This is a genomic window from Paenibacillus thalictri, assembly GCF_004307995.1.
Taxonomy (GTDB): domain Bacteria; phylum Bacillota; class Bacilli; order Paenibacillales; family NBRC-103111; genus Paenibacillus_AF; species Paenibacillus_AF thalictri.
Map to the genome: position 1 here is coordinate 146,665 of NZ_SIRE01000009.1, position 24,350 is coordinate 171,014.

A 24,350-nucleotide genomic window follows, 5' to 3' on the forward strand; every position below is an offset into this window, starting at 1 on the left:
GGAAGATGACTGTGAAGCAAAAAGGAAAAACTTTGACAGTTTCGATGCTAGCCTTCAGTTTCCTATTGGCGGCTTGCAGCAGCGGCGGCGGGAGCCCGACAGCGGGAACGGGCGCAGGCGGCGATGCTACAAATAGCAAGGGAGGCGGTGAGAAAGCTGCCGCCAAACCGGCCGAAGCTCCGGCCGCTCCGGTCAAAATCACCCTGCTTAAGGGCGGTACCGGCCTGCCGGCTCCGGACAAGGACGTGCTGCTGCAGCAGCTGGACAAGGATTTGAACATGGATCTTGAGTTTAATCTGATTCCTTCCGAATATGAGCAGCAGCTGAACGTCAGAATCGCCGGGGGCAACCCGCCGGACATGATGGTGCTGAACAAAAACCAAATGTTCGCTTACGCCAAGCAGGGCCTGCTCCTTGACCTGACGCCGTATTTGAAGCAAATGAACAATATTACGCCGGAGAACGGCTTCACCCAAGATTTTATGAAAAAAGGCCAGGTGAACGGTAAGCAGTATGCGATCCCTTACCGGCCGCTGATTCCGGTGCAGACGACATTCTGGGTGCGGCAGGACTGGCTGGATAAGCTGGGGCTGAAGCCGCCGAAAACGCTGGATGAGCTGAAGGTGGTGGCGAAGGCGTTTGTGGAGAAGGACCCGGACGGCAACGGCAAGAAGGATACGATCGGCATTACCGGTCTCGGATTTGAAGGTACGCTGAGCCCGATCTTCGCCGCCTTTGGTGTGGCGGCTCCAGGACACTTGATGATCAGGGACAATAAAGTCGTGTATTCATCGGCGCTTCCCGAAACGGCCAAAGCTATCGACTACATTAAAGGCATGTTTGACGAAGGGCTGATTGATCCCGAATTTTTAACCAATACCGGGCTGGCTCACCAAGAGAAGGCGTTTAAAGGGCAAGCCGGCATCGTCTACGCCCACTGGGCGCATATCAAGCGGCCGGACATGGTGCAGAAGATGAATTCCATTAACCCGAATCAGGTATGGACTCAGCTTGACGCGATGACGGGGCCCGGCGGCAAGTTTGCCGATTTCTTCGACGAGGGCAATACAAGCGGCCGTAATGTAATTTCCAAATCGTTGGAGAAAGATCCGAAAAAGGTGGAAAAAATCATTGAATACCTGAACTACGTTTCCGGCGGGAAAGGCCAGTTGCTCGTCAACTACGGTATTGAGGGCAAGCACTATAAGCTGAACAACGGTAAGGTCGAGATCAATGAAGCTACCGTGGCGGAGATCGGTCAAGCGACAATCCATCAGCTGACAGGCCGGATCGAAATGGACTATTTGAATACCCGCTTTGGCGCGCAAAAACAATACTTCGAATTTACGAACAATTTGCCCTACATTAAAGCTTACGACGGTTTCGTACCGGTGCCGGACGGCATCAATTTCTCGGATAAATCGAAATACGAGCTGGAGGAAATGGTGAAGTTCGTGTACGGCAAACGCCCGACAAGCGATCTGCCTAATTTTATCAAAACGCTGCAGTCCACGTACCAGCTCGACCGGATTTTAAGCGAAGCGGAGAAAGAGCTGAAATCGCTTGGCATTATCAAGTAAAGCCGGGTCGGATCACAGCGGATAGATTCAGCTAATCGATCTCGATGGCTTCTACAAGGAGGATAACGGTATGGATTCACAGGTGCTGCAGTATACAGCCGAGATACGGATGGTTGACGAATACGACATTGTTGTCTTCGGCGGCGGTCCGACCGGCTGCACGGCGGCCATTCAGGCAGGCCGGGAAGGGGCGCGGGTGGCGCTGGTTGAGAAAAACGGGATGTTGGGCGGCACGACGACCGTAGCGTCGGTTAATTTCCCCGGGTTGTTCCATACCCGGCTGGGCCGGCAAATTATCCGCGGCATCGGCTGGGAAATGATCGAGGAAACGGAAGCAAGGGGCGGCGCCCGGCTGCAGGATTTCTCGATCCCGTATGAGCCGAAGCAGCATCCGAAGCACCATATATGGCTCAATCGGTTTATTTACGCTACGGTGCTGGATGACTTCTGTCTTGCCGCCGGAGTACAGCTTCGGCTGCATGAAATGCCTGTCGACATCCGCATCGACAAGGAAAGCGGCAAGCACATCGTGGTGCTTGCCGGCAAATCCGGCTTGTCTGCGGTACGCGCCGGCAAGCTGATCGATGCCACGGGCGACGCCAACGTCGCGGGCATGATGGGGTACGCCACAGAGCAGGAAGAGCACGTCCAGCCGGGGACGCTCATCTACCATATGACCGGCTATGAGCTCGGTCAGGTGGATAAAGCGGAGCTCCGCCGCTTGGCGGGGGAAGCGCTGGCTGCCGGCACGCTGCTTGGCACCGACTTCTGCAATCCCCGGGAAGAGCCGCCGTTCTGGCGCGAGCTGGAAGGAGCGGGAGGCAACCGCAATCATATTGCGGGGATTGACGGGTCCACTTCGGAAGGCAAGACGCAGGCCGAACTGAAGGGGCGGGCCGCACTGCTGAGGGCCTATAAGTTCCTGCGTACGGTGCCGGGCTGTGAAAACCTGGAGATCGATTACGTCGCCAGCGAATGCGGCATCCGTGAGACGAAGCGGGTGGTAGGGGAGCGGCGCATTAGCGGACTGCAATACAAAACCGGCTTCAGATGGCCCGATGCCGTATGCTACAGCTATTATCCGATTGATATTCATCAGCATGACAATAACAGCATTGATATCCGCCCGCTGGAGGACGGTATCGTCGCTTCGGTGCCGTACGGGGCTCTAATTCCGCAGGGCAGCGATCATCTTCTGACAGCCGGACGCTGCATATCCGGCGATTCGGAGGCGCATTCCGCCTACCGCGTGCAGGCGTCCAGCATGGCGACCGGCCAGGCTGCCGGCGCTGCCGCCGCCTTGGCCGTGCGTCAAGGCATCTCGGTCCGCGAGGTCGATATCGGCGAGCTGCGGGAGATGCTGGTTAAGCACGGTGCGATTGTGCCGGATTAAGGCTTTCTAAAGTACTGCGCAGCCATACGTGTGATGGCTGCCTGTTTCATACAAACAAGCACTTCGGAGCGGCTGATCCAGCCATTCTGAAGTGCTTGTTGTGCTATCCGTTCCTAATTCAATTGGAGCCGGACGCCGAGGCGTCAGGTTCTGCAACGGCTTTGTAATTCGAAGCAATATAAGCCGATGCGGCTGCTTTGGTGATCACGGCGGCATTCATCGAATCCGGATCAGGATTGGTCAGCGTATAGGTGACTACCGCTTGGCCGTCTTGGCCAAACCGGATGCCGGTGATTGCGATGCCGTAACCCGCATTAGGCTTCTCTTCTCGGGTCAGAGTGACTTTGTTGACATCGTCGGTCACCTTCTCAACGGTAACGGCAACTTGCTCCACTGCTGCAGGCGGTTTCTGTGCGAACTTGTCTACAATCTGGGAGGCGTTATATACCCAAGTTGCCGCTTCACCGCGTGTAAGCTCTTGTTTCGGGTTAAAGTTTCCGCCGCTGTCCAGCGCGGTGATTTTGAAAAGCAGCAGCCGCTGCATCTCGCCTTGGTATAACGGGTTGATTTGATCGTTATCGTTGATGTTGATGTACATCTTGATCATCGGGAAGTTTCCCTTTTTCTCCAAGGCGCGGATCAGCAGGTCTCCGAATTGCTCGCGGGTAATCGCGGCATGCGGGTTGGCGTCCTTCGGAATTTCCAGACCGTTATAGTGGGCGATGATAAACGCATCCGCATACCAGGCGTCGTTGGCAACATGGGTGTAATAGTCGGTTGCGAGCGGCTGCTTAACAAAACGTATTGTATCCAGGTTCAAATTCAGCGCCTTAACGATCATCTGCACGCTTTGGCCATAACTGACTTTTTCTTTGGGAGCAAAATGCTCGGCATCGATGCCGCTGACGACACCGCGGGCTTGCAAGGAGGAGACCGCCTCGGCCTGCTCTTGCCCAACGTCGTTAAACGCAAATGCTGTGCTGAAAGTCATGCTGCCAAGCAAAAGTGACGAAAAAACGATAGTTGCTATTCTTTTCACGGTAGATTCTCTCCTTATAGTGAATAATTTTTAGTTTCTAAACCTATAAACGGGAACGCCAAAAAAATGTTGCAGCGGATCAGTGAAAAAAGTTCCCGATCGGCACATTTGGGTGCAATTTTCTTTTTATGGCTTAGCCGAGGGAGGCGGTTCTGTTGAATTTTGGAATTTATTCGTAGTTTGGTATATCGTAGTGTAAAATATAAATGAACTAAACTATCGTTTGAGGTGATGTCATTGCAAGTGAAACGCATTGTCGCAAATATACATACGCAGGATATATCGGCAGCCAAAAGTTTTTATCAGGACGCGTTAGGGCTCGATTTACTGATGGATCACGGCTGGATCGGAACATACGGTTTAAACGAGGAGATGGGCATACAAATCAGCATCGCCTCACAAGGGGGATCGGGTACGCCGACGCCCGATTTATCGATTGAAGTTGACGATGTCGATGAAGCGCTCGAGCGGATGAAGCGGGCCGGTTTTACCATCGAGTATGGCCCGGCCGACGAACCTTGGGGGGTCCGGCGTTTTTATGTGCGCGACCCGTTCGGCAAGCTTGTCAACATTCTTGCTCATCTGTGAAAAGCCGCAAACCAATGATAAAGCGATTACAGGACGGTGAATCTTATGAAAACATTTTTGCAATACGGCAAGAGCGCATTACCCGTCGAAGTACCGGACCACGCTGTCATTATCGAACCCCGGCATCTCTCCGGTCTGCCGGATGAACAAGCGGCGGTGCTGGAGGCGCTGCGCAGTCCGATCGGTTCGCTACCGTTAAAAAGCATGGTGAAACCTACCGATAAGGTGGCTATCATCATTAGCGACATTACCAGACCGACGCCGAATCATAAGCTGGTGCCTTGGCTGCTGAAGGAGCTTGACCACGTGCCGGACGGGCAATTTGTCATCATCAACGGAACGGGCACACACCGCGATCAAACGCCGGAAGAGTTCGCGCAGATGCTGGGCGATGAGGTCGTCAGCCGAATCAGAACCGTCAACCACCACTGTCATAACCAAGACGAGTTGGTCAACCTGGGACGCAGCTCATTCGGCTGCGATGTGTATTTGAACAAGGAATATGTCGAGGCCGATTTCCGCATTGTAACGGGTTTTATCGAACCGCACTTTTTCGCCGGTTTCTCCGGGGGACCCAAAGGGATCATGCCCGGCATCGCCGGCATCGAGACGATTCTCACCTTCCATAACGCCAGAATGATCGGCGACCCTTTGGCGACTTGGGGCAATATGGCGGACAATCCGCTGCAGCTTATGGCCAGAGAAGTGAACAGCCTGTGCAAGCCGGAATTTATGCTGAACGTCACACTGAATAAAGATAAAGAGATCACACAAGTATTTGCCGGCGAATTGTTCGCGGCGCATGAACGCGGCTGCGCTTTTGCCAAGGAGCATGCGATGATCGCTGTCCCGGACCGGTTCGACGTTGTTATTACGTCCAATTCGGGTTACCCGCTGGATCAGAACTTGTACCAGGCAGTCAAAGGAATGAGCGCGGCTCACAAAATCGTCAAGCAGGGGGGCACGATTATATGCGCGGCGGAATGTTCCGACGGTCTGCCGAACCACGGCAATTATGCGGACATTTTGCAAATGAGGAAGACGCCGGCCGAACTGCTGGAGATGATTAACGACGCGAACTTTCAAAAGTTCGATCAATGGCAGGTGCAGAAGCAAGCGGTCGTACAGGTATGGGCGGATGTATGCGTGTATTCCTCGCTGCCGGACGAATGGGTGAACATGGCGATGCTGCAGCCGATCCGCGATGTGGAGGAGACGCTCGAGCAGTTGAAGCTAAAATACGGCGAAGACATGACGGTTGCGGTACTCCCGCTAGGGCCGCTGACGATTCCTTATGTGAAAGAAGAGCAGGCGGCTTTAACCTGAATGTTCGATTGGAGCGGGAGGAAGCCGGTCTGATCCTTCCGCTTATCTGCCAATATCCCAAGACCAATAAATAGGGGAAAACATGCCGACATTTTCGAATATATTCAAGCTGAATTCAACCTTTCGGGCATTTGTGCCCTACCGTTATTTGCTGATGTGTGTGCTGTTGATTGGATTGCTGGCCGGGCTGAGAATCGGCTGGAATCAGGTGCTCTTCCCGCTGGACTCCGATTTCCATCCGGTCAACGGTGTTGCCGATCTGCGCGGGGTGAACCTTGAGCAAGTGGGACCGTTGTCGCTGGAAGGGCAGTGGGAGTGGTATCCAAACCGCTTATTGACCCAGCAGTATCCTCTCAGGGAGGCGTCCGAGGCAGCATTGCTGCAAGTGCCCGGAAATTGGAAGCCGTGGCTGCACTCCGAGAACGGCAATGCCTATGGTTACGGCACTTACCGGCTGCGTGTTAAGGTCGACCCGCTTAAGCAGCCAGTCTCCTTCTGGTTTAAAGGCATTCAAGCCGCGGCGGAGGTGGAGGTCAACGGAAATGTGCTGGGAGGGTCGGGCAGGGTCGGATTGACCAAGCAAACGTATGAGCCTAGCAACCGTTCGTTTGATGTCGTCTATTCGGAAAAAGGGGCAACGGAGATCGAACTGCTTGTCCGTGTTGCTAATTTCGACTCCCCTTACACCGGAGGGATAACCAGTTCCGTTCGTTTCGGCACGGAGAAATCACTGAATGCCTTGAGCGGTTATTCCATCGGCTTCCAGCTCATGATCATTCTAATCATGCTGCTTCACGGCTTGTATGCCTGCATTGTCTATTTATACAGACCAAGCGACTGGTCGTTGTTTGTTACAGGGCTGATTTATATATTGGTGGGGCTTGCGGTATCGACAGGCCACGACAAGACACTGCTGTTGTTCCTGCCGGTCAACTATGCATGGACGCTCAAGCTTCGTCTTATTGTGATGCTTTGGCAAAATTTATGCGTGCTGCTCATGTACCGGAAGTTTTCCGAGTCGCTGCAGGGCGGGCTGCTTTTGCGCGTCTATATCTCGGCGATTGTCATCCTGACGGCGCTGATTGCGCTTTCGCCGGCTTCGGTCGCCAACAGCTTGCTGGATACAAATGTGTATATATTTGTTTATTCGGTTCCTTTTCTTTGGTTTGTTTGGGTTACCGGCGTGATGGCGGTTCGAAGATTAGGCGAGAAGGACCTCCACTTGCTGCTTGTCACTGCGGTGTGCATCATCTCCAATTTGACATGGAACAATGTGGACACATTTATGACCCTAACCAACGTGTATTATCCGTTTGATTTGACGCTTGCCCTCATCGTGTTTTCCGTATACTGGTTTAAAAAGTATTTGCGCAATTCGGACGAGATTAGCGAATTGTACGAGCAGCTGAAAATCGCAGATAAGCTGAAAGACCGCTTTCTGGCCAATACCGCTCACGAATTGCGGACTCCGCTGCACGGCATTATGAACATTACCGGTAATGTATACGCCAGGGAGAAAGTGAAGCTGGAAGATATCAGCCGCAAAGAAATGGAACTGGTGGGGACTGTGAGCCGGCGTATGTCACTGTTGCTGGACGATTTGCTCGACATCGCGCGGCTTCAGGAGCATCGCATTGTGCTGCGGCTGGAATCGCTTTACGTCCAAGCGGTCGTTCCGGGTGTCATGGCCATGCTTACCTATATGACCGACGGCAAACCCGTCGAACTTCGCATGAACATTCAAGAATCGCTGCCGCCAGTTATGGCGGATGAAAAAAGACTGGTGCAAATATTTTACAACCTGCTGCATAATGCCCTGAAATATACGGAGAGGGGAACGATCTCCATTTCCGCGGAGGAAAAAGCCGGGCAAGTCGAAATACGGATAACCGATACAGGGGTAGGTATGGACGAGCAGACGCGTTCGCGTATCTTCGCGCCTTATGTGCAGGGTGAATACGGGATCAACGACGGGCGCGGGCTGGGACTGGGCTTAAGCATTTGCAAGCAGCTGGTGGAGCTGCATGGAGGAGAAATCGAAGTTGAATCCGCTCTTGGCCGCGGTTCAACGTTTCGATTTTGTCTGCCGCTTGCCGGTGCTTTACAGTCATCGCAGCCTCCTGAGAAGGTTTTATCCGAGCAGGGTGCCGCTGTTGTTGCCGGGTTGCCCACGGATGATGTTATTCGTTTTCCGGTTAGCGCGGCGGATCAGCAGCTCCTTCATTATTCCTTTCAGCAATTGTTGGGGGACAATCCGGTTCGCATTTTGGCTGTTGATGACGATCCGGTCAATCTGAACGTGCTTGCCGGTATTTTATCGGCGGAGCCTTTTCATGTGACGAGGGCTCTTTCCGGTCAAGAAGCTCTGGACTTGCTGGACACCGAAAACTGGGACCTGCTGATCGCCGATGTGATGATGCCGCGTATGTCGGGTTACGAACTGACGAAAAAGGTAAGGGAACGGTACTCCGTTTCCGAACTTCCGGTGCTGCTGTTAACGGCTCGCAGCCAGCTTGCGGACATATACACCGGTTTCTTGGCCGGGGCGAACGATTACATCACGAAACCCGCAGACGCGTTGGAGCTTAGGTACCGGATCCGCGCTTTGATTGCTTTAAAGCAATCGATCCACGATCGGCTGAGAATCGAAGCCGCTTATTTGCAGGCGCAAATTCAGCCGCATTTTCTGTTTAACACGCTGAACTCGCTGCTTGTGCTCAGCGAGATTGATACCGAGGAAATGCATAAGCTGGGGGAGGCGTTTGCCGCCTTTCTGCGCATCAGCTTCGATTATTTGAATACCGGGGATACGGTGGAACTGGAACATGAGCTTGAGCTGGTCGAAGCCTACTTATATATCGAGAAAGAACGGTTCATGGACAAGCTGCAGATCATCTGGAAAGTGGAGCCCGGTATCAAGCTGCAGCTGCCGCCCTTATCCATTCAACCGCTCGTTGAAAACGCCGTGAAGCACGGAATTATGAGCCGGGCGGCAGGCGGGACGATCCGTCTTGGCATCGTGCGAACCGAAGGCGGTGTTCTGATCGAAATTAAGGATAACGGGGTTGGCATCACCGAAGATAAAGTTGCCCGCCTGCTGAACCCGACCCGGAAGGAAAGAACCGGCGTTGGTATTGCCAATACCAACAGACGCTTGATCCAGCTTTACGGTCAAGGGTTATCAATTGACAGCACGCCTGACAAAGGGACGACCGTGTCCTTTACCGTGCCGGTGAAATAGACGGCTGAAATTGACGGCAATGCGGACGCCTGTAGTGCCGCTCATCCATAAAGACGCGATAAAAAAGCAGACCGGGATTCGTAAGATGAACCGGTCTGCTTTTGCTCTTTTGCCGTTGTTTGCTAGAATCCTTTACCGCCAATAGGCTTTAATTTGGTTGCTTCGACTCCCGCAATAAGCGGCATGGCGCGCTGAATGGCTGTTTTGGTTTCTTCCAGGGAAAGGGACGCCTCGTGAGCTTCGAAGCTGCTCCACAGCTCTGTAACCCATAACACATCCGGTTCCGTATCCGAAATATTGACGATATACAACTCGCATTCCTCAACATGCTGCGCAGCTGCCGCCGCTTCCAGCAGAATACCTGCCAATTCGTCCCGCCGGCCGGGCTTGGCCGTAAATTTTGCATACATTCCGAATTTCTCCATATGTTCACCTCATCATTATGATTAGCTGGCAAAGGATTTACTATCAATTGTTCTGTGTCCATAATAGCATAGCTATAGCAAAGCTGAGCGTATTGTAAAAACACGACAAATGGAAAATCATATGAAAACACCTATTTACAAACCGTCAGTCGGTGTGTAAAATAAAATTATACAAACCGCTGGTCGGTTTCTAAAGCGGCGAAGGGAGTTTTTAAACTATGGATGAAAATGGATATGACGTGATTGTGATTGGTTCGGGTATCGGGGGTTTAACCGCCGCGCTGGAGCTCTCCGGAAGAGGGAAAAAGGTGCTGGTGCTGGAGCAGCATTATTTATTGGGCGGAGCTTGCACCACCTACACACGTAAGGGAGGTTACCAATTCGACGCCGGCGTCGAGTCGATCAGCGGGTTGGGCGACAGAGGACCGGTGAGGCATTTATTGCAAAATCACAACTTGGATTCGCGGATCGTGTGGTTGCGGAACAGCTACGAATACCGGCATGCGGATAAATCCTTCATCATTCCCGACCGTTGGGAGGCATGGGGAGAGCAGTTGATGGAGCAGTATCCCGATCACGCGGCCGATGTGCAGCGTTTCTTTACAGATTGCCGCCTGGCGTTCGAAGAAACGTATCAGGCGTTTGCTCCGGATCGCTTGACGCCCTATTTGCCGAAAACGCAGGAGGATTTCAGACAGTACCCGGTTCGATACGCTCATCTGTACCCTTGGCTGGGCCGGACGTGGGGGCAATATTTGGACGCGTATTTGCAAAGCGACGAGATTAAACACCAGCTTTCTTTTTTGACGACTTATGTGGGGGATCAGGGGCGAGACACGCCGGCCCAGGTCATGTTTGCCTTGATGGGGTATTTTATCGACGGGGGTTACCGCGCTCAAGGCGGGTCGGGTGTGCTGGCCGAAGCTCTGGTCGACAAAATCCGCGAATACGGCGGAGAGGTGAAGCCGCGAACCGACGTGAAAAGCATTCGGGTAAAACTCGGTAAAGTGATCGGAGTGGAAACGGTGAAAGGCGTGTTGTACCGGGCGCCTGTCGTCATCTCCAACGTTGACCCGCGCATGACCTACGAGCAGCTTCTGGACCGCAGCGACGTGCCGGATTCCGTATGGGGTAACGTAGAGGCGCTTCGCCCGTCGATGTCGTTGATCGTGTGGACCGCGGCGCTGAGCCGCCCGTTTTGTTCGGACCGGCTTACATCGGTGCATGGAGTGAAGCCGCATCATTTGCCGCTTAACGATATGATTGTGGAAGGTTACGGGTACCATTCCTCCGCCGCCAAAGATCCCGGTTTGGCGCCAAAGGACGCGGGCAACGTCACCATCAACTTGCGTGCCAAGGCCAACGCAGGCAAATATGCGGCAATGAGCCCGGAGCAATATGCGGCTTGCAAACAGGAGCTTGACGAGTACTGCCGCGGATTACTTGCCGCGATTGATCCGGTTGCGGCGCAGCATCTTGTGTTTTCGGAAGTGGCTACGCCAAAGAGTATTCATTATTACATGAGAACGTACGAGGGTTCCATCTACAGTACAGTGAGAGATAAGCAAAGCGGATTTCCCAATTACCGGACGCATATTCAAGGGTTGTATCTAACGGGCGCGGGGGTCGGGTATGGCCCGGGAATTGAAGCTGTGGTAATCAGCGGTGCGGAGACGGCCGAGTTGGTGTATGAAGCTTTGGAAGAAAAACATGCCGTAAAATAATCTTCTTTACAAACCGACTGGCGGTACGTAGAATAAGATTAAAATATGCCGATCGGTTTCTTTAGGGGGAATAACAGATGGATACCCAAACGTTTCAAATGATTTTATCGACAACGGAACAGCTCATTAAAGAAAAGGGCTGCCAGAAAACGACGCTGCAGGATATTATGGCGCGAACAGGTTTATCGAAAGGCGCCATCTATCATTACGTGAAAAGTAAGGATGAGCTTTTCGGCAACATTCTGAAAAACAACATGGAAGAAACAAACCGTAATTTCCTCGCCGCTGTGAAAGAAGCCAAAAGCTACAGCGTGAAAGGTCCTGTGGATGCGATTATCGGCTCTTATGCCAATAACGCTACCGGGAATGAGATTCTGGTCTATCTCCTCAGCCAGCAGCATAATGAACAGATTAAAGCGATCCTTGACGAGCTGCATCAAAGCACGCTTACGCAGGCGGCTGAATGGATTCGATACGGCCAGCAGCACGGCGCCATTTCCGCCGAAATCGATGCCGAAGCTTTGGCTTCGATGTTTGTGACCTTCTCTTATGGCATTCATATGAGGCAATTGATCGATAAACCGGACCAACAAGCCCTTTTGCTGCAACAATTGTCCGGTTTTATGACAAATGCGTTGAAATCAAAGATCCCCTTCGAAGGATGAAAAACGATGAATCTTTTGCGGCCTGAACAACCCGAATTAAAGCTCAGCATACAAAGTTTGCAGCATAAGCTGCGGAAAGGGGAGTTCACCTGCGAGGACATCGTCAATAGCTGCTACGGCCGGTATAAGCAGGCGAATCCGCAGATCAACGCGGTTGTTCTGCCTTTATACGATCAGGCGCTGGAGCAAGCCCGGGAGGTCGACCGGAAGATTGCCGGGAAAGAGCTTCTGGGTCCGCTGTTTGGCGTGCCGGTTACGGTGAAAGAATGTTTTGACGTCAAAGGGACCCCGGCGACTTGGGGGCTGCTCAGCAGGAGAGACGAGGCTGCGGAGGCGAATGATCCGCTTGTCGAGCGGCTTTTGAGCGCGGACGCGCTTCTTATCGGCAAGACGAATTTGCAGCAGCTGGTCATGGGCTCCGAATCCGATAACCCGGTATACGGAAGAAGCAGCAACCCGCACCGGCTGGAACGAACGCCGGGAGGAAGCAGCGGCGGCGAAGGAGCGGCGGTTGCCGCGCATTTGTCTCAGATCGGGCTGGGGACGGACGCAGGCGGCAGCGTGCGCATTCCCGCCCACTTTTGCGGTATTCATGCGTTGAAGCCAACCTCGGGCACGTTCTCCATGCAAGCTCCGCGCGGTATATTCACCGTGAAGCCGGAGGTGGCCCGGGCTATCGTCCAACCCGGCGTTCTGGCGCGAAACGTTGACGATCTGAGAACCGCCTATCACGCACTTTCGGGGGACACTTGGCGGCCGGAAGATCATGACGGCGAGACAGCCATTGGCAATATGAAAATCGCCTATTTTAAAAGCGACGGCATCGTTGAGCCTTCCATGTCCATGCAGCGGTTGGTCGGCGAATGCGCCGCGGTTCTGGCCCGCCATGGCGCGGAAGTTGTGGAGATCGATATCCGCCCATTCGCATCGAAGATGCTGAAAGGTTATATGCAGCTGGTGATGCATGAAGCGGAGCTGGGATTTCCCGGGACGGTCGGGAACGATGCCGTTATTCCCAAAATCAAGGGCATGCTGAAGCTGATTTCCATGCCTTGGCCGATGAAACGGCTTGCTGCCCTGCTCCTCAAGACAATCAAGCAGCGAACCGTTGCCGAGTTCGTATTGTCTTCCTTCAAGCCGGAAAGGCTGGAGACACTGCTGGAACAAAGAGACCGGCGGATCGCGTCTTTCAGCTCATCTTTGATGGAGCGGCGGATCGACGCTATTCTTTGCCCCCCGTATCCAACGCCTGCTTTAAAGCACGGCGGATCGACTTCTTTACAGGTGGAAGGGGCATACGAGCAAATGTTCAACTATCTGGGTTTTCCTGCGGGGGTCGTTTCCTTATCGCAAGTAAAGCCGGGGGAAGCCGTCATGCGTCCGAAAGACGGGGACCGGATCACCGACGCCTTAAACGAAACCGATCAAGGCAGCGAAGGGCTGCCGATCGGCGTTCAAGTTGTTTCGCTGCCCGGACAAGAGGGCGCCGTGCTGCGGATCATGGCCCTTTTGGAAAGGGAGTTCATGGTATATTAACCGCGCTCATTTCATTGCCGACTTCGCGGCCAGCGGCCAAGAGCTGTCGGACGAGATGAACCGGCAGGGCTTCGATACACTTTTCGTGAAAACCGATGTAACCCGCGAAGACGATGTGAAAAACATGGTTGCGCAGACGGTAGGGAAATACGGCAGGCTGGACATCCTGTTCGCCAACGCGGGGATCGCCCGCGATGCGCCGGCGCATGAGTTGACGCTGGATGCATGGCAGAAGACGATCGATATCAATTTGACGGGCGTATTTTTGTCCGACAAATACGCCGTTGAACAGATGCTGATGCAAGAAACGGGTGGGGTTATCGTCAACTGCGGATCCATTCACAGCCATGCCGGCAAGGCAGGGGTGACCGCATACGCTTCCGCCAAAGGCGGAGTTAAGCTGTTGACGCAAACGCTGGGCGTCACGTACGCCAAAAACAATATCCGCGTTAATGCCATTTGCCCCGGATATATCGATACGCCGCTTATCGCCGGCCGCAACGAAGCGATGAATCAGCACTTGATCGGCCTGCATCCGATGGGACGCCTCGGCAAACCGGAGGAAGTGGCTAAAGCCGTGTTGTTCCTGGCCAGCTCCGACGCTTCGTTTATAACGGGAACGACCTTGCTTGTCGATGGCGGGTATACCGCTCAATAAAGGCGAGGTAGGGGAAACGGGTCCTATATTTAAAAGGCTCTGCCGCAGTAAATGCGCACAGAGCCTTTTTTGGCTAGCTTAATTATGCCATGCTCTCCGTGAAAAATTGGAACGTAATGCCGAACTTGTCCGTTATTACGCCATACGCGGAGCTGAAATGAGTCGCATGCAGCGGCGCGTCGATGCGACCTCCTTGCTGCAATCCGTCAAACAAACGTTGGGTTGTTTCTTTGTCCTTGGTGTTGACGCAGATCGTGATATTATTTCCCGCTTGGTACGGCTGGCCGGGAAACGTATCGGAGAACATCAGCGAGGATTCCCCAATCTGCAGCGTTGCGTGGCCAACACGGTTCTTTGCTTCTTCCGGCAACGGAAATTCCGGATTAGCCGGCATCTCTCCGAAAGATTGGCTGAACAGCACTTTAGCCTCCAGCGCCTCCACATAGAATTGAATGGCCTCGCCGGCATTCCCGTCCATAATTAAATAAGGAATCAATTTTATCGACATGAGGATGAGCTCCCTTGTTTATAGTTCAGGCCGGGTTTAGTTGCGGCATCCGTCCTGGTCGTTATTATTGTAACATTTTCATACTCCAAATATTTCTTTTGAATTGCTATTTCGATTGTTTTTTCGTTAAAATGGATACATACATTCGCATTTATTGATGCCGGAGCAGAGCGGCGACGATCCTTCATCCGTAATAGGGTAACTTGAAAAAGGAGAGGATTGACACAGTGATGGAACGGTATTCGGAAATTGACGGTGTGATTAAATATATTCATCAGCATATATGCGATCCGCTTTCGTTAGAGCAATTGGCCAAATACGCAGGGTACAGCCCGTATCATTTCACTCGTATTTTCAAAGAAAGAACAGGTCTTTCTCCGCTGTATTACGTATCGTCCCACCGGCTGCAGAAAGCCAAAGATCTGCTCCTGCGAACCAATTTAAGCGTCCGCGATATTGGACTCGAGATCGGCCAGCAAAGCTTGGGCACGTTTACGACCCGGTTTACCGAAAAGGTGGGGGTGACGCCCTCCGATTTTCGCAATCAGGTGATCCAGACGGATGATCGAATCCGCTCCCTTCAGGCGCTCGACGACTGGCGCACGCCGCAGACCGTGCTGTATCCGTTCAGCAGAGTAGAAGGAACAATCGAAGCGGAAGTTCCTTTCGACGGCATCATTTTAGTCGGGTTGTTTGCGAGGCCGATCCCGGAAGGGATGCCGTTGTACGGCACGCTTCTATCTTCGCTCGGCAAGTTCTGTTTCACGGGAGTTAAGCCGGGGACGTATTATCTGATGGCGACATCCGTGACCTGGGGGACAAAATCGCTGGATATTTTGCTGCCGCATTCGACCTTGCGGACCCGCTCCAAGGAGCCGATTGTGGTGAAACCTTATTCCTCCGTGCCGCCGCTTCAAGTGATGTTGTACGCCCCGCGGCTGGACGATCCCCCCATACTCATTTCATTGCCGCTGCTGATGGATCATTTTCTAAGCCGGGTTATGAAGAAAGCGGACACCCGAAAAGTATAATCCCATTAATTGCATAGAGCAGCTATACCCGGTCAGTCCTTCTGAATTGAGTAAAATAGCCAATCGCTTGCCCATAAATTGGACAAATGGTTGGCTATTTTTTACTACATGGTCTAACAATTTAACATAGAAGAACACAACGATTGCTTGTAAAGCGTAACGGCTGTAATCTTAAATATTATATAGTGTGTAAAAAATAAATAGTATGTAACAATTGAATCAAATAGTGTATACTATAGCTTATTGAAAATGACATTCATATTTTGGGGGGAAATCAATGGGAGAGGTTCGTCGTTTTAAAAAGGTGCTTGTCGCCAACCGCGGTGAAATTGCAATCCGCATATTCCGGGCATGTACGGAGCTGGGCATTCGGACGGTAGCGGTCTATTCCGAGCAGGATAATGTGTCGCTTCACCGGTTTAAAGCCGATGAGGCTTATTTGATCGGGGAAGGCAAAGGGGCGATTGAAGCTTACCTCGATATCGAGAGCTTGCTTCAAGTAGCTAAACGGTACGAAGTGGACGCCATTCATCCGGGGTATGGATTTCTGTCCGAGAACGCGGAATTCGCCAAACGATGCGCTGAAGAAGGCGTCGTATTTATCGGTCCTTCGGCCGAGCATATCCAGATGTTCGGTGACAAGGTAGATGCCAGAGCGATGGCTGTCAAAGCGGGCATCCCGGTCATACCGGGCACGCCGGAGCCGGTGGGCAAGCTGGATGAAGCGCTGCATTTCGGAAGGGAGCACGGCTATCCTGTCATTATTAAAGCGGCTTCCGGCGGCGGCGGCCGCGGCATGCGGATCGTCCGGGAAGACAGCGAAATGGCGGAAGCGCTCGATCGGGCCAGCTCCGAAGCAGGTGCGGCGTTTGGCAATAGCGCCGTTTACATCGAGAAATATTTGGAGCGGCCGAAGCATATCGAAGTGCAAATTATCGCCGACCGTTACGGACATTGTGTCCATTTATTCGAACGCGATTGCTCGATCCAGCGGCGTTACCAGAAGGTGGTCGAGGTGGCACCCAGTGTTTCGCTGCCGGAGCCGCTCAGGCTGGAGATTTGTGAGACGGCGCACCGGCTGATGAGCATGGCTGGATATTATAATGCGGGAACCGTAGAGTTTCTGGTCACGCCGGACGGCAAGTTCTACTTTATCGAGGTCAACCCGCGGGTTCAGGTAGAGCATACGATCACCGAGCTGATTACCGGCATCGACATCGTCCAGACGCAAATCCGCATCGCTGAAGGGTATGCGCTTAGCGATCCGGAGATTGCCATTCCCAGTCAGGAGGCGATCGTCACCCGCGGCTACGCCATTCAAAGCCGGGTAACAACCGAAGATCCGGTGCGCGGTTTTATGCCGGAAACGGGCAGATTGCTCGCATACCGTCCAGGCGGGGGTTTCGGCATTCGTCTGGACGGCGGCAACGACTATCCGGGCGCGGTCATTACGCCGCATTACGATTCGCTGCTTGTCAAAGCTTGCGCTTGGGCTGTTACGTATGAACAAGCGGCGCAAAAAATGATGCGCACGCTGCAGGAGTTCCGGATACGCGGCGTAAAAACGAATATCCCGTTTTTGGAGAACGTGGTGCAGCATAAGGCCTTCCTAACCGGCGATTACGACACCTCGTTTATCGACACGACGCCGGAGCTGTTCGAGTTCCCCGAGCGGAAAGACCGCGGCACCAAGCTGCTTAATTACATCGGGCAAACGATCGTCAACGGGCATCCGGGATTGCCGGCAGGCAAGAAGCCGTCGTTTGATCCGCCCCGTATTCCGAATTTGTCTGCGGTGCAAGAGCCGCTGCAAGGGACAAAGCAGATTCTCGATACGCAGGGTGTGGAGGGGCTTCTCACTTGGATTCGCTCAAGCGGCAAGCTGCTCGTAACCGATACGACGTTCCGCGACGCGCATCAATCGCTGTTTGCCACAAGAGTGCGGACCCACGATCTGCTCAATATCGCAGAGGCGACGGGGAAACTCGCCGGCGACTTGTTCTCCGTCGAGATGTGGGGCGGGGCTACCTTTGACACAACGATGAGGTTCCTGAACGAGGATCCGTGGGAAAGGCTGCGCCTGCTTCGCAAACGGATACCGAACGTATTGTTCCAGATGCTGTTCAGAGGTGCAAACGCGGTAGGGTACACGAATTACCCGGATAATGTAAACCGCCGCTTTGTGCAGTTGGCGGCTGAAGCGGGCATCGATGTGTTCCGTATTTTTGACAGCCTGAACTGGATCGAAGGCATGCGTCTGGCGATCGATTCGGTTCGCGAATCGGGGAAAGTCGCGGAAGCGGCGATCTGCTATACCGGCGATATTTTGGATGAAACCCGCGACAAATATTCTCTTGGTTATTATGTCGATCTTGCCAAGCAATTGGAGCAAGCCGGAGCGCACATTCTTGCGATTAAAGATATGGCGGGCCTCTTGAAGCCGTTTGCCGCCTACAAGCTGATCAGCGTCCTGAAGCAGGAAATCGGCATCCCGATACATCTGCACACGCACGATACGAGCGGCAATCAGATGTCGACGCTGGTCAAGGCGTACGAAGCCGGCGTGGACATCGTTGATGCGGCGATCAGCTCGATGTCCGGTCTGACCTCGCAGCCGAGCTTGAACGGCTTGGCTGCCTCCTTGCAAGGACAACCACGCGAGACGCAGCTGGAGCTTGCGGACCTGCAAAAGCTGTCCGACTACTGGGAGGACGTGCGCGTCTACTACAGCGGTTTCGAAAGCGGCATGAAGTCGCCCAGCTCGGAAATTTACTTGCACGAGATGCCCGGGGGACAGTACACCAACCTGCATCAGCAAGCCAAAGGTGTCGGGCTGGAGGAGCGCTGGGAAGAAGTGAAGACGACCTACGCCACAGTGAACCGGATGTTCGGCGACATCGTCAAGGTGACGCCGTCCTCCAAGGTTGTCGGGGACATGGCGCTGTTTATGGTGCAAAATCAGTTAAGCGAGCAGGACGTCTATGAGAAAGGCGAGCGGTACGACTTTCCGGAATCGGTGGTGCAGTTCTTCCAAGGATATTTGGGCCAGCCGCCGGGCGGATTCCCGGAAAAGCTGCGTGACGTCATTCTGAAAGGGCGCGAATATTTCACCTGCCGTCCAGGGGAACTGCTGCCTCCCGCCGATTTTGCTCAGGTCAAATCGGAGCTGGCAGCCAAGCTGGGCCGTTCCGTCAACGATTACGATATGATGAGTTACCTGATGTATCCGAAGGTGTTTCTCGATAAGGAGAAAATGACCGGTGAATTCGGAGATATTTCCGTGCTGGATACGCCGAGCTTTTTCTACGGCCTGCGTCTGGGCGAAGAGATTTCCGTCAGCATCGAGCAAGGCAAAACGCTGATCGTCAAGCTGATCGCGGTGGGTCCCGTATCGCCAAGCGGTACGAAAACGATTTATTACGAGCTGAACGGGCAACCCCGCGAGGTGACGATCCGCGATTTGTCCGCCGAGGTCAGCAAGGAGGCGCGCCGCAAAGCCGACGTTTCCGACCCGGGTCAGATCGGCGCATCGATGCCGGGCAAAGTCGTCAAAGTGATGGCCGAAGTCGGCGATAAAATCAAGAAAGGCGAGCATCTCTTCGTCACCGAGGCGATGAAGATGGAGATGAACGTGCAGGCGCCGATCAGCGGCACCGTTGTCGCGATTCATGTGAAGCCGGGCGATCTGCTGGAGCCGGGGGATTTGCTGATCGAGCTGCAGCCTGCCAAATCATAAATGCCGTTAAATAACATTGAATAATTAATAAGCCTTACTATCTGAAGTAATCTGCGTCCGAATTCCGACGATAATTAGCCGGAGAGGCAGTTCAGATGTAAGGCTTTTTTTGCACTCTACGCAATCAGCTTTAATCCAACCGCCGCGGCCAACACCAAGCTAATATAGAAGATGCGCCTCCGGCTTTTCGACTCGCCGTAGACAAACATTCCTACGACCGCGCTGCCAACCGTACCAATTCCCGTCCAAACCGCGTAAGCCGTTCCCATCGAAATCGATCTCATCGCCAGCGAAAGCAGCGTGAAGCTCATTATAAAGCTGACGGCCAACATGCCGTAAGTTTTCCAGCCTTTGTTCATCTTAAGTTTGTATAATGCCGTTGCCCCGACAATTTCGAACGTTCCCGCAAAAAATAAACAGATCCAAGCCATTTAAGCGCCAGCTCCTTCCGCGGTCGTTACCCTTTTCAGGCCGATTACGCCGTATAACAGCAAGGCAATGAGCAATATTTTGATCCAATTAAAAGGTTCGCCAAAAACGGCCATCTCGGTCAATACGGTTCCCGCCGTGCCGAGCCCGGTGAACACCGTGTATAACGTGCCGACCGGCAGCATTTGCGACGCCCGGATAAACAATCTGAACGATACAAAAATAGCCCCGAAAGTAACCAGCCAAGCCCACCACTGATCGGCATGCTTCAAGCCGGAAACCCAGATGACCTCAAAAATAATGGCGATGCCAATTCCCATCCAACCCGATTTCATGCGATATAACCACCTTTCATCACGAATATATAAAACTCAACCGGGCGAGCCGGTAAGACCCCGCCAATAAATATGCCACGCGCCTTCCAGCCGCTTGGTATAACGCGCGGTTCCGCCGAACAGCATTTCGATAAGGACGGCGTCCAGAACGCCCAGAAACGCATCCGACGCATACACGGCATTCACCGGAGCAATCTCGTTTTCTTGGACGGCACGTTCAAATAACGGGACGAGCAGCCGCTCCAGCCCTTCGAGATATGCGTAGCCGTATTGGACGATTGTCGCCTCGTGGGCCGCCGGCGGAAAATACATCATGCGCAGCCAAAATCGTTTCTGATCGTCTTTTTCATACCGGTTTTTATAATCTGTAATAAAGCCAAACAGCGTTTGCTGCAGCGATTTGCCCGCTTGTTCACGAAAATAACGGCCCACAAACACCTGTTCTTCTTCTACGATATCCGCAAGCACGTGAAGGAACAGATCGTCCTTGCTCTTAAAGTGGGTGTAGATGGACTGCTTCTTAATCCCCACATCGTCGGCAATTTGCCCTAGGGACGTGCCATCGTAACCATGAAGGGCAAACTGCTTAAGTGCAACTTTACGAATCAGTTGTGCGGTCGTCTCCATGTAAGTCTCCCTTCCGAACGTTCGTCAGGATAGAATTATATTATGCCCCGTTTGAACTGTCAAGCCGATATATTATTCATTATGTGGTGTATTGACTGGGCCCAACGAGTAAACCGTTTTCAGAAAATGAACGGTTGTCAGTTAACCCCAACTTGTGATACTATTCACTTTAACAGAATATGAACCTTCGGGGCAGGGTGAAATTCCCTACCGGCGGTGAGGATACGTGCGTAGTATCCGCAGCCCGCGACTCCCGGCCATATGGCTGGGACTGACTTGGTGAAAATCCAAGGCCGACGGTATAGTCCGGATGGGAGAAGGTACAACACAATTTGTTAAATTTCACAATTTAACAGGTTTGTTTGTCGTTGCCCCCGTTATTTATGTAACGGGGGCAACGTTTCTTCAGGAGGTTCAATTCAAAACATTCCTTGAGGAGGTTTTTGAATTGGAGAACACAATGGAATCACACGGGAAAGCTATGCATTTCAAAACGCACACCACCGAGAGGAACTTGGGCATCTGGTATGTTGCGTTAGGCGCTACGTTATGGGGGCTCGATCCGCTGTTTCGGATTTTGCTTCTGGAGAGCTTTACCTCCGCCCAGATCGTTTTTCTCGAGCATCTGCTGTTGATGATTTATGCGCTGCCGGTTTTTATTAAGCATCGCCGCGTACTTAGCGGGAAAATCACATTGGCCGTTATCGGCGCGCTGCTGTTTATTTCTTGGGGAGGCTCGGCTATCGCAACGATGCTGTTTACCTCCGCTTTCGCTTATGGCAACCCCAATGCAGTCCTGCTGCTGCAGAAGCTGCAGCCGCTGTTTGCCATCATCATGGCGCGCTTGATGCTCAAAGAAGCGCTGCCGTCGCGTTTTTTCGTTTATATTATTGCCGCTCTGCTTGGTACTTATTTGCTGACCTTCGGGATTGGCGCACCGTCGCTTGGCCTGCGCGATTTGGGCACGATTAGCTGCCTGTTCTCGATCATGGCCGCTGTGTTGTGGGGAGGCTCGACCGTTATGGGCAAGTTCCTGCTGCAGAAAAACATCGACTTTCATCTGGTCACGTCGCTGCGGTTTATGCTTGCTGTTCCGCTGTTATCGGGTGTGCTTATTGCCAGCGGCGATGCTTGGCATGTGAGCGGCGGATCCGGACATATGACGCTGATGCTGGTTAATTTGGCGTTTCAGGCTTTTCTGCCGGGGCTGCTCAGCATGCTGCTGTATTACAAAGGACTGACCTCTACGAAGGCGTTGTTTGCAACGCTTGCCGAGCTGGCTTTTCCCGCCGTCGGCGTGCTGGTCAACTGGCTGGTGTTTCATCAGGCGCTGACCATCGGCCAACTGCTCGGATTCCTGCTGATTTGGTCGACGCTGTGGTTTATGAGCCGCAGTCAGCGGGAACCGGAAGCAAGAGCCGTCGCGCCCGCGAAACTGGAGACAAGCGGATAACAATATGCCCCCCTCACCATACTGCGCATCGAAACATTTTCGGTGCATATGTAATGCGGCGAGGGGGGCTTTTTACGAAAAAATCAATAAATCGATTCTACAGGACTGTCGATGCGCCAGCCTATTCCTTCAATAAGCCGGAAGTTGACGTTCCTCTCTTCGAAACCGTCGCCTCCGTCGCCCAAAGGGACCGTAAACCGATAAGTTTTTAAATCGGCGCTGTCCTGGATCACTTTCAATGTCGCATGGGCCCAATTCAGAAGGCTTCCGCCGTCCGCATCGTTCTTAGCCAATCTGCCGTCTATCTCGGTGATAATGCCCGTTTCAATTTGTTTATCATAGAAGCTGACTGCCTGTTCGGCAGTAAATAGCTGCTCAAAATAAGCGATGTATTTAACCTTCGTATCCAAGTCGTCGCCCATCCAGTGGTAAGTAATATCCCGGCCTTTTACCGGGAAGCTTTGCACAAGTCCTTTCAGATTCCCTCCGTTTGCAGCATACCAATAATGATTTTTGGCTTCACCGGCCATTTGTACAGCATCCGGCGCGCTGAACTGCGCGATGGGTTTCTCTACAATAACGGCTTGATTTGCTTCATCCCATGTCACTTTGGCTCCAAGTGCTTCAGCCAAAGCTCGAGCCGGTACCAGAGTGCTGCCATTAATCATTTGGCCAGGGACCTCGGAATGAATTTCCTTACCGTTCACAATCAACTTGACAACCGCAGGCGCCGCAAACGAAACGCTTGAAAAAAGTACGGATCCCACTATAGCCCCGCTCACAAATGATCTCACATTAAATCTGCTCAACATTCTTCCACCTCGAAATGATATAACTTCCAATCATCTTGACGTTGCTCTAATTCCAATTGTTGCATATGAAGTAAAGTTTTTTTTGATTTGGATTGCCGTCGCTTTATCAATTTGATGGTGGGAAGGCTTAAGATTAGAAATCCGAAAAGGGGATTGCATTCAAGCGGCTCAATTGCTACGCTGGCTATATATACCAGATACAGAGAAACCGCTGTGTACAAACGGGAGGAGCCGGATGCGCAATGTTAAAAGTAGCCATGGTTGGCTGCGGTACAATGGGAAGAAGCCACGCTTATAATCTCTCGCGGATGCCCGAGGTGGAGTTCGTCGGCATTTATGACGCGCAGCATGAACTGGCTGAGAAAGTGGCTGCCGAATATGGCGCCGCTGCTTTTGCTTCCTTCGACGAAATGATCGGAACCGCCGATCCGGATCTGGTATGCGTGACGCTGCCGACGTATTTGCATAAGGAATACGTGCTGAGAACGGCGGAATACGGCAAGCACGTCTTCTGTGAAAAGCCGATCGCACCTACGGTGGAGGATGCCGCGGAAATGATGCAGTTTTGCGAAAGCAAGGGCGTCAAGCTGTTTGTCGGGCATGTAGTCCGCTTTTTCCCGGAATACGCGGATATGAAGAAACATATCGATTCAGGCGCAATCGGCCGCATTGGGGTGGTACACACCAAACGGATCGGCTCACATCCGGGCCAAGCCAGGGCATGGTACAAAAACGCCTCGCTCAGCGGTGGAGTGATCATGGATCTGATGATCCACGATATCGATTATTTGCGCTCCGTGCTGGGAAAGGCTGTCAGCGTGTACGCCGTGCAGAAAACGTCGGAATCGCTGGACTATGCATTGGTCACCTTAAGGTTCGCTAATGGAGCGATTGCCAATTTGGAAGCGAGTTGGGGGTATCCGGGGCCATTTACGACTGCTGCAGAATTTGCCGGAAGTGAAGGCGTAATCCGTTTCAATAGCGAACAGGCCAAGTCGCTGAAAATCGCCAAAACGGTCATAGACGAGCAAGGCGAACATGCCGTCTCCGTACCGAAAAGCCCGACCATGTTTGATCCGTATTACCTGGAGCTGAAACATTTTATCGAGTGCATTCAAACGGGCGCCGAACCGATCGTGTCGGCGGCCGACGCTTGCGCGGCACTGGCGATTTCACTGGCCGCGGCCGAGTCGGCCCGGACGGGCAAGCCGGTCGCTTTGCAGCCGGCGGAAGGGGGATTGTAA

The 24,350-nt window shown here is 52.9% G+C and carries 19 protein-coding genes, 1 pseudogene and 1 riboswitch; of the genes and pseudogenes, 13 read left to right on the forward strand and 7 right to left on the reverse strand.

What is annotated here, in order from left to right; genetic code table 11:
* Nucleotides 1–11: 11 nt before the first annotated feature.
* Nucleotides 12–1,580, forward strand: a complete 1,569-nt coding sequence (locus EYB31_RS13785) for an extracellular solute-binding protein (protein WP_165452414.1) — start codon at nucleotides 12–14, stop codon at nucleotides 1,578–1,580.
* Nucleotides 1,581–1,650: 70 nt separating this feature from the next.
* The gene (locus EYB31_RS13790; protein WP_131013923.1) at nucleotides 1,651–2,973 is read left to right on the forward strand and encodes an FAD-dependent oxidoreductase; all 1,323 of its coding nucleotides are present in this window, start codon (nucleotides 1,651–1,653) and stop codon (nucleotides 2,971–2,973) included.
* Nucleotides 2,974–3,091: 118 nt separating this feature from the next.
* Here the strand turns inward: EYB31_RS13790 and EYB31_RS13795 are convergent, their stop codons facing one another.
* Nucleotides 3,092–4,012 carry an S-layer homology domain-containing protein gene (locus tag EYB31_RS13795; RefSeq protein WP_240762403.1) on the reverse strand — a complete coding sequence of 307 codons (921 nt, stop codon included), beginning with the start codon at nucleotides 4,010–4,012 and terminating at the stop codon, nucleotides 3,092–3,094.
* A 237-nt stretch (nucleotides 4,013–4,249) separates the two neighbouring features.
* On the opposite strand from EYB31_RS13795, the gene EYB31_RS13800 reads away from it, so the two are divergent.
* The 3 genes from EYB31_RS13800 to EYB31_RS13810 all read left to right on the forward strand — a co-directional run bounded on the left by EYB31_RS13800 (nucleotide 4,250) and on the right by EYB31_RS13810 (nucleotide 9,167).
* On the forward strand, nucleotides 4,250–4,600 hold the full coding sequence (locus EYB31_RS13800; RefSeq protein WP_131013924.1) for a VOC family protein: 351 nt from the start codon (nucleotides 4,250–4,252) through the stop codon (nucleotides 4,598–4,600).
* A 45-nt stretch (nucleotides 4,601–4,645) separates the two neighbouring features.
* Nucleotides 4,646–5,926: a nickel-dependent lactate racemase gene (gene larA / locus EYB31_RS13805; protein ID WP_131013925.1), complete on the forward strand. Its 1,281-nt coding sequence runs from the start codon at nucleotides 4,646–4,648 to the stop codon at nucleotides 5,924–5,926.
* An 82-nt stretch (nucleotides 5,927–6,008) separates the two neighbouring features.
* Nucleotides 6,009–9,167: a hybrid sensor histidine kinase/response regulator gene (locus tag EYB31_RS13810; protein ID WP_131013926.1), complete on the forward strand. Its 3,159-nt coding sequence runs from the start codon at nucleotides 6,009–6,011 to the stop codon at nucleotides 9,165–9,167.
* A gap of 122 nt (nucleotides 9,168–9,289) precedes the next feature.
* Here the strand turns inward: EYB31_RS13810 and EYB31_RS13815 are convergent, their stop codons facing one another.
* Nucleotides 9,290–9,592: a putative quinol monooxygenase gene (locus EYB31_RS13815; protein ID WP_131013927.1), complete on the reverse strand. Its 303-nt coding sequence runs from the start codon at nucleotides 9,590–9,592 to the stop codon at nucleotides 9,290–9,292.
* Between the two features lie 218 nt (nucleotides 9,593–9,810).
* Here EYB31_RS13815 and EYB31_RS13820 point away from each other — a divergent pair, with 218 nt between their 5' ends.
* From EYB31_RS13820 to EYB31_RS13835, 4 genes and pseudogenes are all read left to right on the forward strand, one after another.
* A complete protein-coding gene (locus EYB31_RS13820; RefSeq protein ID WP_131013928.1) occupies nucleotides 9,811–11,316 on the forward strand; it encodes a phytoene desaturase family protein in 1,506 nt (501 codons plus the stop codon).
* Nucleotides 11,317–11,393: 77 nt separating this feature from the next.
* Nucleotides 11,394–11,981, forward strand: a complete 588-nt coding sequence (locus tag EYB31_RS13825) for a TetR/AcrR family transcriptional regulator (RefSeq protein ID WP_131013929.1) — start codon at nucleotides 11,394–11,396, stop codon at nucleotides 11,979–11,981.
* Between the two features lie 6 nt (nucleotides 11,982–11,987).
* Nucleotides 11,988–13,517: an amidase gene (locus EYB31_RS13830; protein ID WP_131013930.1), complete on the forward strand. Its 1,530-nt coding sequence runs from the start codon at nucleotides 11,988–11,990 to the stop codon at nucleotides 13,515–13,517.
* Between the two features lie 13 nt (nucleotides 13,518–13,530).
* Nucleotides 13,531–14,175, forward strand: a pseudogene (locus EYB31_RS13835) (SDR family NAD(P)-dependent oxidoreductase); the annotation flags it as partial.
* Between the two features lie 82 nt (nucleotides 14,176–14,257).
* On the opposite strand, the gene EYB31_RS13840 reads toward EYB31_RS13835, so the two are convergent.
* On the reverse strand, nucleotides 14,258–14,683 hold the full coding sequence (locus tag EYB31_RS13840; RefSeq protein ID WP_131013932.1) for a VOC family protein: 426 nt from the start codon (nucleotides 14,681–14,683) through the stop codon (nucleotides 14,258–14,260).
* Between the two features lie 230 nt (nucleotides 14,684–14,913).
* Here EYB31_RS13840 and EYB31_RS13845 point away from each other — a divergent pair, with 230 nt between their 5' ends.
* Complete coding sequence (locus EYB31_RS13845) at nucleotides 14,914–15,714, forward strand: helix-turn-helix transcriptional regulator (protein WP_131014071.1); 801 nt, start codon at nucleotides 14,914–14,916, stop codon at nucleotides 15,712–15,714.
* Nucleotides 15,715–15,991: 277 nt separating this feature from the next.
* Nucleotides 15,992–19,450, forward strand: coding sequence for a pyruvate carboxylase (gene pyc / locus EYB31_RS13850; protein WP_131013933.1), 3,459 nt, complete (start codon nucleotides 15,992–15,994; stop codon nucleotides 19,448–19,450).
* A gap of 116 nt (nucleotides 19,451–19,566) precedes the next feature.
* Here pyc and EYB31_RS13855 read toward each other — a convergent pair whose 3' ends face one another.
* Genes EYB31_RS13855 through EYB31_RS13865 form a run of 3 tightly spaced genes read right to left on the reverse strand, consistent with a single transcriptional unit; the run spans nucleotide 19,567 to nucleotide 20,841 of the window.
* Nucleotides 19,567–19,881 carry a DMT family transporter gene (locus EYB31_RS13855; RefSeq protein WP_131013934.1) on the reverse strand — a complete coding sequence of 105 codons (315 nt, stop codon included), beginning with the start codon at nucleotides 19,879–19,881 and terminating at the stop codon, nucleotides 19,567–19,569.
* Nucleotides 19,882–20,214: a DMT family transporter gene (locus EYB31_RS13860; RefSeq protein WP_131013935.1), complete on the reverse strand. Its 333-nt coding sequence runs from the start codon at nucleotides 20,212–20,214 to the stop codon at nucleotides 19,882–19,884. It abuts the gene before it with no gap.
* A 36-nt stretch (nucleotides 20,215–20,250) separates the two neighbouring features.
* Nucleotides 20,251–20,841 carry a TetR/AcrR family transcriptional regulator gene (locus tag EYB31_RS13865; protein ID WP_131013936.1) on the reverse strand — a complete coding sequence of 197 codons (591 nt, stop codon included), beginning with the start codon at nucleotides 20,839–20,841 and terminating at the stop codon, nucleotides 20,251–20,253.
* 179 nt (nucleotides 20,842–21,020) lie between these two features.
* Nucleotides 21,021–21,167: riboswitch (FMN riboswitch) on the forward strand.
* Nucleotides 21,168–21,301: 134 nt separating this feature from the next.
* Here EYB31_RS13865 and EYB31_RS13870 point away from each other — a divergent pair.
* Nucleotides 21,302–22,294: a DMT family transporter gene (locus EYB31_RS13870; protein WP_131014072.1), complete on the forward strand. Its 993-nt coding sequence runs from the start codon at nucleotides 21,302–21,304 to the stop codon at nucleotides 22,292–22,294.
* Nucleotides 22,295–22,377: 83 nt separating this feature from the next.
* Here EYB31_RS13870 and EYB31_RS13875 read toward each other — a convergent pair whose 3' ends face one another.
* Nucleotides 22,378–23,076, reverse strand: a complete 699-nt coding sequence (locus EYB31_RS13875; protein WP_165452415.1) for a DL-endopeptidase inhibitor IseA family protein — start codon at nucleotides 23,074–23,076, stop codon at nucleotides 22,378–22,380.
* 272 nt (nucleotides 23,077–23,348) lie between these two features.
* On the opposite strand from EYB31_RS13875, the gene EYB31_RS13880 reads away from it, so the two are divergent.
* Complete coding sequence (locus tag EYB31_RS13880) at nucleotides 23,349–24,350, forward strand: Gfo/Idh/MocA family protein (protein ID WP_131013938.1); 1,002 nt, start codon at nucleotides 23,349–23,351, stop codon at nucleotides 24,348–24,350.

Excerpts from the sequence above, each read along its gene's own strand:
- EYB31_RS13815 (WP_131013927.1), bottom strand. The coding sequence starts at position 9,592 with ATGGAGAAATTCGGAATGTATGCAAAATTTACGGCCAAGCCCGGCCGG.
- EYB31_RS13820 (WP_131013928.1), top strand. The coding sequence starts at position 9,811 with ATGGATGAAAATGGATATGACGTGATTGTGATTGGTTCGGGTATCGGG.
- EYB31_RS13845 (WP_131014071.1), top strand. The coding sequence starts at position 14,914 with ATGGAACGGTATTCGGAAATTGACGGTGTGATTAAATATATTCATCAG.
- EYB31_RS13810 (WP_131013926.1), top strand. The coding sequence starts at position 6,009 with ATGCCGACATTTTCGAATATATTCAAGCTGAATTCAACCTTTCGGGCA.
- EYB31_RS13840 (WP_131013932.1), bottom strand. The coding sequence starts at position 14,683 with ATGTCGATAAAATTGATTCCTTATTTAATTATGGACGGGAATGCCGGC.
- EYB31_RS13860 (WP_131013935.1), bottom strand. The coding sequence starts at position 20,214 with ATGAAATCGGGTTGGATGGGAATTGGCATCGCCATTATTTTTGAGGTC.
- EYB31_RS13830 (WP_131013930.1), top strand. The coding sequence starts at position 11,988 with ATGAATCTTTTGCGGCCTGAACAACCCGAATTAAAGCTCAGCATACAA.
- larA (WP_131013925.1), top strand. The coding sequence starts at position 4,646 with ATGAAAACATTTTTGCAATACGGCAAGAGCGCATTACCCGTCGAAGTA.
- pyc (WP_131013933.1), top strand. The coding sequence starts at position 15,992 with ATGGGAGAGGTTCGTCGTTTTAAAAAGGTGCTTGTCGCCAACCGCGGT.
- EYB31_RS13880 (WP_131013938.1), top strand. The coding sequence starts at position 23,349 with ATGTTAAAAGTAGCCATGGTTGGCTGCGGTACAATGGGAAGAAGCCAC.
- EYB31_RS13865 (WP_131013936.1), bottom strand. The coding sequence starts at position 20,841 with ATGGAGACGACCGCACAACTGATTCGTAAAGTTGCACTTAAGCAGTTT.
- EYB31_RS13855 (WP_131013934.1), bottom strand. The coding sequence starts at position 19,881 with ATGGCTTGGATCTGTTTATTTTTTGCGGGAACGTTCGAAATTGTCGGG.
- EYB31_RS13790 (WP_131013923.1), top strand. The coding sequence starts at position 1,651 with ATGGATTCACAGGTGCTGCAGTATACAGCCGAGATACGGATGGTTGAC.
- EYB31_RS13825 (WP_131013929.1), top strand. The coding sequence starts at position 11,394 with ATGGATACCCAAACGTTTCAAATGATTTTATCGACAACGGAACAGCTC.
- EYB31_RS13870 (WP_131014072.1), top strand. The coding sequence starts at position 21,302 with ATGGAATCACACGGGAAAGCTATGCATTTCAAAACGCACACCACCGAG.